The organism is Cupriavidus sp. 01L46 (genome assembly GCF_056399905.1).
The window spans coordinates 1-9,530 of record NZ_JBFTSF010000251.1; the positions used below are offsets into that span (position 1 = coordinate 1).

Below are 9,530 nucleotides of genomic sequence, written 5' to 3' on the forward strand. Positions count from 1 at the left end.
TTGCTGCTTTACGCGGCGCTGGGCGGTGGCCTGTTCTTCTTCCCGCTTARCCTGATCCAGGTGCAGGGCTATTCGTCGACGCAGGCCGGTGCCGCCTTGCTGCCGYTCATCCTGCTGATGTTCCTGCTGTCCGGCTGGGCCGGCGGGCTGGTGGACCGGCATGGCGCGCGCAAGCCACTGATCGTGGGCCCGCTGGTAGCGGCAGCGGGTTTCGCGCTGTTTGCATTGCCCGATGCCGCCGCCAGCGGCGGCAGCTACTGGCTGACCTACTTTCCCGCGGTGCTGGTGCTCGGCGCGGGCATGACGATCAGCGTGGCGCCGCTGACCACCACCGTCATGAACGCGGTGCCGCCGGGCACGGCCGGCACAGCGTCCGGCATCAACAATGCGGCGGCACGCGTGGCCACGCTGCTGGCGATTGCCTTGCTGGGGATCGTGATGGTGCGCGTGTTCGACTACCGGCTGGACCGCTCGCTTGGCCAGTCGGTGGCCAGCGGCGCGGTGTCGGCGCAGGTGGCGCGGTCCGTGCAGGCGCAACGCGCGAAGCTCGCCGCCATCGCGCTGCCGGCGGCCACGGACCCGCAGGTAAAAGCGGCCGTCCGGCAAGCGGTGGACGGCGCCTTCGTGGCCGGCTTTCGCTGGGTCATGCTGCTGTCGGCGCTGCTGGCTGCCGGCGGGGCAGCATGCGCCTGGGCGTTCCTGAGCCCGGCGCGCGGCAAGACCGGCACCGGGAATGGCGGCGGCTAGCGCATCTAGCGCCGCGGCGCCGGCGCTGCGCGCTCGCCCAGGTACACCAGCAGCAGCTCCTCGACGGTGAGGCGCCGGAGCCTGGCTTCGCGGCCGATGGCGCGCTCCAGTTCCGAGAGCTGGAAGGCTTCCACGCTCATGCCGACGGCGTGCGCGTGGCGCGGGGTGATGACCTTGAGCAGCGCCACCACTTCGGGGTTGTCGGCGAGAAAACGCTCATGAGCAAGTTGCAAGCGTTCGGGGGAGAGAGTCATCGGGAAGGGACCGCAATAAGGTGTGGGCAAGGTCGGTGGGGCGCGACGGCCTGGTGAGCAGGTACGAGGCAGGAATGCGCGCCGGCGCCCGCGCATTACACCACAGCCGTGCCGCAGCGCTATCGGAACGCAAGCGCAGGCCTCGCCGCGTTATTGCGCGTGTCATTGCGCCTTGGCAGTGTAGCGCTCCCGCTCGACATAGCGGACCAGGTAGTTGCGAGTCTTGGCTTCGGTATCCCGGCTCACACGGTCGGCGGCCTGGCGCGCGCCGTCGCGGCCATGCGAGGACACCATCTGTGCATCCAGGTAATCGCGAAATGCCGCGTGCATGGCGTCGAGCCGAGGCCGGCAGGCCTTGAGCGCAGCACTGGCGAGATCCTGCGCGGAGGCGCCGCCGGCCATGCCGGCATCGGCCTGGTCCTTGGCGCACGTGGTGTAAGCGGCACGCAGCGATTGCCATTGGTCGTTGGCTTCGGCGGAGGCTTGCGGATTGGCGGGCACTTGCGAAGCGCAAGCCGCTGCCAGCAAGGTGACGGGGATGAGGGCGAGAACGGATTTCATGTGTCATGGACTTATCCAGCCCGGCCGGGTTCCTGTCCAGATGAAACAGGTTGTTGCGAGGCGCCCGTGCTTGTAGGACGCCGCGCGCCAGAATGCAGCCTCAGTCCTACAGCCATTGGCAAGATTGTTTTGTATATTTCTACAGAAACGGTGCGAATACCCCGGTTCTTCGGGAGAACCCGAGAATCAGGCTTGCGGCGAGATTTCAAGTTTCTACAAGTGCTGATTACGCCTATCCTTTATTGGGATGCGCAGAGTGGCTCCGGGGTATCCGGTGCCGTAAGAGGTAAAACAATCAGGAGAGTGAGCATGGAACGCAGATCGTTTCTGACGGTAGGGGCTGGGCTGGTAGTGGCAAGTTCAGGCCTGCTGGGCGCGTGTACGACCACGCCCGATGCACCCACCGACAAGGCCGCCAAGCGCCGCGAGATCGATGGCGGCGTGGATGGTACGCTCAACAAGCTGTATGAAACGGCGAAGGGTTCGCGCGAACTCGCCAACCGCGCGCGCGGCATCCTGGTCTTCCCCAACGTGCTCTCGGCCGGCTTCGTCGTGGGTGGCGAATATGGCGATGGCGCGCTGCGCGCGGGCGGCGCCAACCGTGGCTATTACCGCATCATCTCGGGCTCGGTCGGCTGGCAGATCGGTGCGCAATCCAAGGCCATCATCCTGATGTTCATGACCCAGGAAGCGCTCGACAAGTTCGTCGCCAGCAGCGGCTGGACCGCCGGCGTAGACGCTACCGTGGCGCTGGCCAAGATTGGCGCCAATGGCACCCTGGACACCAATACCGCCCAGCAGCCCGTCGTTGGCTTCGTGGTCACCAACGCGGGCCTGATGGCCGGCGTGAGCCTGGAAGGCTCGAAGATCAGCAAGCTCGACATCTGAGAGCACGCAGCGTGCCGGCCTGGGGCCGGCCTGTATGCGGGGGGCCGGGTTGCGGGCAGCCCGGCCCCCGGCTTTTTCCGGCCCTGCTGCCGCGGCGCCGCCACACCGGCCAGACTCCCTCACGCATTGTTACCGCATGCGCCACGCTAACCGGCTAGAATCCGTCCCTTTGGCCGAATTCACATGTGGTTCAAGAATCTCCAGCTGCACCGTCTGTCCGCACCGTGGTCCCTCGCCGCCGAAGAGGTCGAGGAATGCCTGGCGCGCCACGCATTTTTCCCTGGCACCAGCCTGGAGATGCAAACCCAGGGCTGGGCCTCGCCGCGTGACAACGGCGCGCTCGTCCACCAGGTCGGCAAGCAGTTGCTGCTGACCATGCGCACCGAAAAGAAGCTGCTGCCGTCCACCGTGGTCAACCAGGTCACCAAGGCCCGCGCCGTGGAGCTGGAAGAGCAGCAAGGCTTCAAGCCCGGCCGCAAGCAGATGCGCGAGCTCAAGGAGCAGGTCACCGAAGAGCTGCTGCCGCGCGCGTTCAGCATCCGGCGCGACACCCGCGTGTGGATCGACCCGGTCAACGGCTGGCTCGCCATCGACGCCGCCGCCCCGGCCAAGGCCGATGAAGTGCGCGGCCTGCTGTTCAAGGCCATCGACCCGCTGCCGCTGGACAACCTGCATGTGAACCAGTCACCGGTCACCGCCATGACCGACTGGCTGGCCACCGACACGGCCCCGGCCGGCTTCACCCTCGACCAGGAAATGGAGCTGCAATCCAGCGCCGAGAGCAAGGCCACGGTGCGCTATGTGCGCCATCCGCTGGATGCCGAGGACCTGCGCCGCCACATTGCCGCCGGCAAGCGCTGCACGCGCCTGGCAATGACCTGGAATGACCGCGTGTCCTTCGTGCTCACCGAGTCGCTGACCATCAAGCGCGTGGCCCCGCTGGACGTGATCAAGGAGCAGGCCGACCCGAGCGCCCGCGACGACGAAGAACGCTTCGACGGCGACTTCACCATGATGGCCGGCGAACTGGCCAACCTGCTGTCGGACCTGACCGCCGCGCTCGGCGGCGAACGCAAGCTGTAAGCCAGCACGTCAGCGGACCGGCCAGGCCGGTTCAGCCTGGATTCAGGCGCCGCCGCCCGGCGGCGCCGCGCCGTAGCCCAGCAACCCGCTGGCGACCCGCGCCTCATGGCGCACGGCCACGGCGATGGGTCCGTCCATCGACGCATCGAAGCCGCCGGTGGCGCCCAGCGCGGTAAGCACCGCGCAGATGCGGCCCGTGTAGTCGTACAGCGGCGCCGCCACGGCGCTGATGCCCTTCAGGTTGGTATCGCGCACCACCGCGCACCCGGCGGCCTGCACTTCGCGCCGCAGCGCGCCAATGGGGTCGTCGCGATCCAGTTGCGCGCGCAGGTCCGCCGGCGCCGCCGCGAGCTCTTCTTCCGCCATCGCCCGCACACGCGGTTCGTCCAGCAAGCCCAGCAGCGCGCGGCCCGTGGCCGACCACAGCATCGGCATCACCGAGCCCACCCGCACATTGACCGTCACGGGCAGCCCCGGCTCCTCGAAGCGCACGATGGTCGGGCCCTTGTTGCCCATCACCGCCACAAAGCAGGTCACGTCCAGGCTCTCGCGCAGGCGGACCAGCGACGGCTCGGCGATGCGGATCGGATCGACCTGCCGCATCGCTGCCAGGCCGATCAGCATGGCCTCCACGCCCAGGAAGTACTGCTGCGATGCCGACGCCTGCGCCACCAGCCCCTCGTCGATCAGGCTGGCCAGGTAGCGGTGCACCTTGGCCGGGCTCTCGCCGATATGCGCGGCCAGCGCGGTCAGGCTGGCGCGCCCGCCGAGGCTGGCCAGGCCCTTGAGCACCGTCATGCCGGTCTGCGCCGATTGCACGCGCTGGCGGCGCTCGCGCGCCGGCGGCCCAGCGGGCATGGCCGCTTCGGCGGGATCAGCGGGATCTCCTGATGTACGTGAGGCGCGTGAGGCGTGTGAGGCGCCTGGGTCGATTCTTGTCTTCATGGGCGGAGATTCTAGTGCCGTGCAAGGGGATGCGGCATCAAACCCACGTTAACCCGCATCGCCATATTACGCAATGCGTATATCATTTACGCATAACAACGCCGGACCGCGCCACGCCTCGACCGGCACCCAAACGGGAACAGGAGACAAGATGATCACCATCCGCAAATGCATCGCCGCAGGCCTTGGCCTGGCCGCCATCCCCATGCTGGCGGCCACCGCTGCCGCCGAGCCGGCCTACCCCGCCAAGCCGGTGCGCTGGATCGTGCCGTACGCCGCCGGCGGCGGCTCTGACTTCCTGGCGCGCTCCATCGGCCAGGCCCTCTCGACCCGGCTTGGCCAGCCCGTGCTGGTGGACAACAAGCCAGGTGGCAATACCGCCATCGGCGCGGCGGAAACCGCACGCGCGCCGGCGGACGGCTCCACGGTGCTGTCGGCGGACAACGGCACGCTGGTGTTCAACCCGGCGCTGTACAAAACGCTGTCCTACAACCCGGTCAAGGACCTGGCGCCGGTCACCTTGCTGGGCCGCTTTCCGATGATCCTGGTGGTGGGCCCGGGCATGAACGTCAACACCGTGCAGGAGTTCGTCGCCCGCGCCAAATCCAAGCCGGGCGGCATCGACTACGCCTCGGCCGGCGCCGGCAGCCCGCACCATCTCGCCATGGAACTGCTCAAGGTGGAGGCCGGGCTGAACATGGTCCACGCGCCCTATCGCGGCGCGGCACCCGCGCTGGCCGACGTGGCCGGCGGCCAGGTCCCGGCCATGATGGTCGACCTGGCCGCGGGCGCGGGTTTCATCAAGGGCGGCAAGGTCAAGGCGCTGGCCGTGGCCAACCCGACCCGCCTGCCCCAGTTGCCCGACGTGCCGACCTTTGCCGAGGCAGGCTACAAGAACGTGGAGGCTGCCGCGCTGGTGGGCATGGTGGTGCCCGCCGCCACGCCGCCGGAGATCGTCGCCACGCTGAACAAGCAGGTGGTGGCCGCGATCAAGGACCCGGCCGTCAACAAGCGGCTGGTGGACTTCGGCGTGGAGCCGGTCGGCAACACGCCGGCGCAGTACGCCGAACTGCTGCGCAGCGAGACCACGCGCTGGCACAAGCTGATCCGCGACCTGAAGATCACGCTGGAGTAGCCGCGGCGCACCGCACCCGCCCCCCGCAAACGAGAACACGGAGCAACAAGCATGGCCAACGCTACCCCCAATCCACACGCCTCGGGATGTCCCGTTGACCATCGCTTGCTGACAGCGCAGCGCTCGCCCACCGGCTGCCCGGTCAGCCCAGGCGCAGCCAGCTTCGATCCCTTCGAGGATGGCTACCAGCAGGACCCGCCCGAGTACGTGCGCTGGGCGCGCGAGCAGGAGCCGGTCTTCTACAGCCCCAGGCTGGGCTACTGGGTGGTGACGCGCTACGACGACATCAAGGCGATCTTCCGCGACAACCTGACCTTCAGCCCCTCCATCGCGCTGGAGAAGATCACGCCGACGGGGCCGGAAGCCAACGCCGTGCTGGCGTCCTACGGCTACGCCATGAACCGCACGCTCGTCAACGAAGACGAGCCAGCGCACATGCCGCGCCGCCGCGTGCTGATGGCGCCGTTTACGCCCGAGGAACTCAAGCATCACGAACCCATGGTGCGCAAGCTCGCGCGCGAGTATGTCGACCGCTTCGTCGACGACGGCCGTGCCGACCTGGTCGACCAGATGCTGTGGGAAGTGCCGCTGACCGTGGCGCTGCATTTTCTCGGCGTGCCCGAGGAAGACATGGACCTGCTGCGCAAATACTCCATCGCGCATACCGTCAATACCTGGGGCCGGCCCAGGCCGGAGGAACAGGTCGAAGTCGCGCATGCCGTGGGCAACTTCTGGCAGCTGGCCGGCAAGATCCTCGACAAGATGCGGCAGGACCCGTCCGGCCCGGGATGGATGCGCTATGGCATCCGCAAGCAGGTGGAGTATCCGGAGATCGTCACCGACTCCTACCTGCACTCGATGATGATGGCCGGCATTGTCGCCGCGCATGAAACCACGGCCAACGCCACGGCCAATGCCATGAAGCTGCTGCTGCAGCATCCGCGCGCCTGGCAGGAGATCTGCGAAGACCCGGGCCTGATCCCGAACGCGGTAGAGGAATGCCTGCGGCACAACGGCTCGGTGGCGGCCTGGCGGCGCCTGGCCACGCGCGACGTGCAGGTAGGCGGCGTCGACATTCCCGCCGGCGCCAAGCTGCTGATCGTGACGTCCTCGGCCAACCACGACGAGCGGCACTTTGCCGATGCGGATCTCTTCGACATCCGCCGCGAGAACGCCAGCGACCAGCTCACCTTCGGCTACGGCTCGCACCAGTGCATGGGCAAGAACCTGGCGCGCATGGAGATGCAGGTGTTCCTGGAGGAACTCACGCGGCGCCTGCCCCATATGCGCCTGGCAGAGCAGCGATTCAGCTACGTGCCGAACACCTCGTTCCGCGGGCCCGAGCACGTGTGGGTGGAATGGGACCCGACGCAAAACCCCGAGCGCGCCAACCCCGCGTTGCTGGAAGTACAAGTGCCGGTGCGCATTGGCGAGCCTTTGGGGCATGCAATCAGCCGGCCGGTGGTGGTGGCCAGCGCGACGCAAGCGGCCGAGGGCATCGTGCGGCTGCGGCTGGTGTCGCCCGATGGCAAGCCGATGCCGCGCTGGGCGCCCGGCTCGCACATCGACGTGGAATGCGGTGGCACCGGTCTGTCGCGGCAATACTCGCTGTGCGGCGACCCGGACGACAGTGGTGCGCTGGAGATCGCCGTGCTGCGCGAARCGCAAGGCCGTGGCGGATCTGCTTGGGTGCATGACAGCGTCAAAGCCGGCGACCGGCTGAAGATCCGCGGCCCGCGCAACCACTTCCGGCTGGATGAGGCCGCGGGCAAGCTGATCCTGATCGCCGGGGGCATCGGCATCACGCCCGTCAGCGCCATGGCCCGGCGCGCGAAGGCGCTCGGCATGGACTACGCCTTGCACTACAGCGGGCGCTCGCGTGCGTCCATGGCGCTGCTCGACGAGCTCATCGCGCTGCACGGCGACCGCCTGCATGTCTACGCCAAGGATGAAGGCCAGCGCAACGATCTCGCCAGCCTGCTCGGGCAGCCCCAGGCGGATACGCAGATCTACGCCTGCGGCCCGGCGCGCATGCTCGCAGCATTGCAGGAACAGYGCGCCGGCTGGCCCGGCGATGCGCTGCGCATCGAGCATTTCGAGTCGGCGCTGGCCACGCTCGATCCCGGCCAGGAGCAAGCGTTCGAAGCCGAGCTGAAGGACTCCGGCATCGTCGTCGCGGTCGCCCCGGGCCAGACGCTGCTGGCCGCGCTGCGCGCCGCCAACATCGACATGCAGAGCGATTGCGAGGAAGGCCTGTGCGGCTCCTGCGAGGTGCGCGTGCTGGCCGGCGAAATCGACCACCGCGACGTGGTGCTCACGCGCGCGGAGCGCGAGGCCAACACCAAGATGATGGCCTGCTGCTCGCGCGCGAAATGCCAGCGGATCGTGCTGGAGCTATAAGCGCGGCGGGCGCTCAGCCGCCCTGCTCTGCTGCCAGCTTCGCATCGATGGCACGCGCCCGCGCCACCGCCGGGCGCGCGTTGACGCGGTCGATATAGGCCTGCACCACCGGCGTCGCTTCGACCAGCTTGAACATGGTGGTCCAGGTCAGCGCGGTGCCCCACAGCACATCGGCCGCGGTGAAGGTGTCGCCCAGCAGGTAGGGGCCTTTTTCCAGCTGGCCCAGCAGCGTGCGGATGGTGGTGTCGTAATCGCCGTAAGGGCACATCGCGCGCGGCGTCTCCCGATGCTGCGAGCGGTCCACCAGCGCCGGCTCGAAGCAGGAACCGTAGAACGCCATCCAGCGCAGGTAAGGCCCGCGCAGCGGATCGGTCAGCGCAGGCGCCAGCCTGGCCTGCGGGAACAGGTCGGCCAGGAAGATGAACACGGCCGCCTGCTCCGTCACCAGCGCATCGCCATAGCGGATGGCCGGCACCTTGCCCATCGGATTGATGGCCAGGTAAGCCGGCTCGCGCTGCTCGCCGGCCTTCATATTGAGCGCGTGCAGACGATACGGCACGCCGAGTTCCTCAAGCAGGGTCAGCGCGCCGGTGGAACGCGTATTGGGCGAATGGAACAGGGTCAGTTCGGGCTGGGACATGGCATTGGCTCCGGGGGAAACATCGTGCAACTCAGGGCGAGGGTGGCGGCAAAGCGCGCCATCGCGGATCAAGCGCTGGCGCCGTCGACTTTCTTAGGCTGGAGCTGCGCCAGGTCGACGCCATCGAGGCACCGCACGTTGATCGCGGCCACAGCCGAGCCGTCCGGCATGCTGCCCAGCGCGTAGGCCTCCACGCCGCAGGTTTCGCAAAAGCGGTGGTCGATCACGTGCTTGTTGAACTTGTACGTGCGCGTGGCCTGCGCGCCTTCGGTCAGCGTGAATCTATCTGCCGGTGTGAACGACCAGATGAAGCCGCGCTTGCTGCACAACGAGCAATTGCACTCGATGGCGCCGGCCAGGTCGACATCCACGGCGTAGCGCACGGCGCCGCAATGGCAGCCGCCGGTGTAGTGGGTTATGGTCATGGTGGTCTCCGATAGAATTTCGTTCATCTTGCGCATCCTGCACATCTTGCGCGTCTTGCGCGTCTTGCATGTCTGCCGCAGTCCGTAGTTTTACACCGATACCCCCATGCCCCGATTGGAAAAACGCGACACGCACGCGCGCGTCACCGCTGCGCCAAAAGGCATTGTCGACCCGCTCGGCACGCAGCATCGCATCCGCCTCGGCCGTTACCTGCCGTCGGCGGCGCTGGCGCCCTTTGTCGAACATTACTGGATCGTCGAATGGGACCTGGCGGGACACCCGCCGCAGGTGCAGCGCGTGCTGCCCTATCCGAACGCCAACCTGGTATTCGACCGCGGCCAGACAGCGCTCTTCGGCGTGGTGCGCGGCGTGTTCGACCGCACGCTGGAAGGCGCCGGCCACGTGCTCGGCGTGCGCTTTCGCGTAGGCGGCCTGCGCCCCTTGCTGGACG

At 67.7% G+C, this 9,530-nt stretch carries 11 protein-coding genes; 6 read left to right on the plus strand and 5 right to left on the minus strand.

Going from position 1 to position 9,530, the window contains the following annotated elements:
• Window positions 1-747 (plus strand): MFS transporter (locus AC1DS3_RS29985; RefSeq protein ID WP_477128540.1); only part of this gene is annotated, 747 nt, incomplete at its 5' end.
• A gap of 5 nt (window positions 748-752) precedes the next feature.
• On the opposite strand, the gene AC1DS3_RS29990 is transcribed toward AC1DS3_RS29985, so the two are convergent.
• Both AC1DS3_RS29990 and AC1DS3_RS29995 read right to left on the minus strand, forming a co-directional pair.
• A complete protein-coding gene (locus AC1DS3_RS29990) occupies window positions 753-1,001 on the minus strand; it encodes a DUF6388 family protein (protein ID WP_441633875.1) in 249 nt (82 codons plus the stop codon).
• Window positions 1,002-1,163: 162 nt separating this feature from the next.
• A complete protein-coding gene (locus AC1DS3_RS29995; RefSeq protein ID WP_441633877.1) occupies window positions 1,164-1,562 on the minus strand; it encodes a hypothetical protein in 399 nt (132 codons plus the stop codon).
• A gap of 309 nt (window positions 1,563-1,871) precedes the next feature.
• On the opposite strand from AC1DS3_RS29995, the gene AC1DS3_RS30000 reads away from it, so the two are divergent.
• Entirely contained in the window at window positions 1,872-2,450 is a 579-nt protein-coding gene (locus AC1DS3_RS30000) for a BPSL1445 family SYLF domain-containing lipoprotein (protein WP_441633879.1), read from the plus strand.
• A gap of 183 nt (window positions 2,451-2,633) precedes the next feature.
• On the plus strand, window positions 2,634-3,533 hold the full coding sequence (locus AC1DS3_RS30005; protein WP_043349676.1) for a recombination-associated protein RdgC: 900 nt from the start codon (window positions 2,634-2,636) through the stop codon (window positions 3,531-3,533).
• Between the two features lie 42 nt (window positions 3,534-3,575).
• Here the strand turns inward: AC1DS3_RS30005 and AC1DS3_RS30010 are convergent, their stop codons facing one another.
• The gene (locus AC1DS3_RS30010; protein ID WP_441633881.1) at window positions 3,576-4,391 is read right to left on the minus strand and encodes an IclR family transcriptional regulator; all 816 of its coding nucleotides are present in this window, start codon (window positions 4,389-4,391) and stop codon (window positions 3,576-3,578) included.
• Window positions 4,392-4,629: 238 nt separating this feature from the next.
• On the opposite strand from AC1DS3_RS30010, the gene AC1DS3_RS30015 reads away from it, so the two are divergent.
• Together AC1DS3_RS30015 and AC1DS3_RS30020 are read left to right on the plus strand one after the other, a co-directional pair.
• A complete protein-coding gene (locus AC1DS3_RS30015) occupies window positions 4,630-5,613 on the plus strand; it encodes a Bug family tripartite tricarboxylate transporter substrate binding protein (RefSeq protein WP_441633883.1) in 984 nt (327 codons plus the stop codon).
• A 51-nt stretch (window positions 5,614-5,664) separates the two neighbouring features.
• Window positions 5,665-8,013: a cytochrome P450 gene (locus AC1DS3_RS30020; RefSeq protein ID WP_477128541.1), complete on the plus strand. Its 2,349-nt coding sequence runs from the start codon at window positions 5,665-5,667 to the stop codon at window positions 8,011-8,013.
• A 13-nt stretch (window positions 8,014-8,026) separates the two neighbouring features.
• Here the strand turns inward: AC1DS3_RS30020 and AC1DS3_RS30025 are convergent, their stop codons facing one another.
• Both AC1DS3_RS30025 and AC1DS3_RS30030 read right to left on the minus strand, forming a co-directional pair.
• Window positions 8,027-8,653 (minus strand): glutathione S-transferase family protein, encoded by a 627-nt coding sequence (locus AC1DS3_RS30025; protein WP_441633887.1) that lies wholly within the window; start codon window positions 8,651-8,653, stop codon window positions 8,027-8,029.
• Between the two features lie 68 nt (window positions 8,654-8,721).
• Window positions 8,722-9,078 carry a GFA family protein gene (locus AC1DS3_RS30030; RefSeq protein WP_441633889.1) on the minus strand — a complete coding sequence of 119 codons (357 nt, stop codon included), beginning with the start codon at window positions 9,076-9,078 and terminating at the stop codon, window positions 8,722-8,724.
• A 106-nt stretch (window positions 9,079-9,184) separates the two neighbouring features.
• Here AC1DS3_RS30030 and AC1DS3_RS30035 point away from each other — a divergent pair.
• Window positions 9,185-9,530, plus strand: a 346-nt coding sequence (locus tag AC1DS3_RS30035) for a DUF6597 domain-containing transcriptional factor (protein ID WP_477128542.1), incomplete at its 3' end; no start/stop codon positions are given.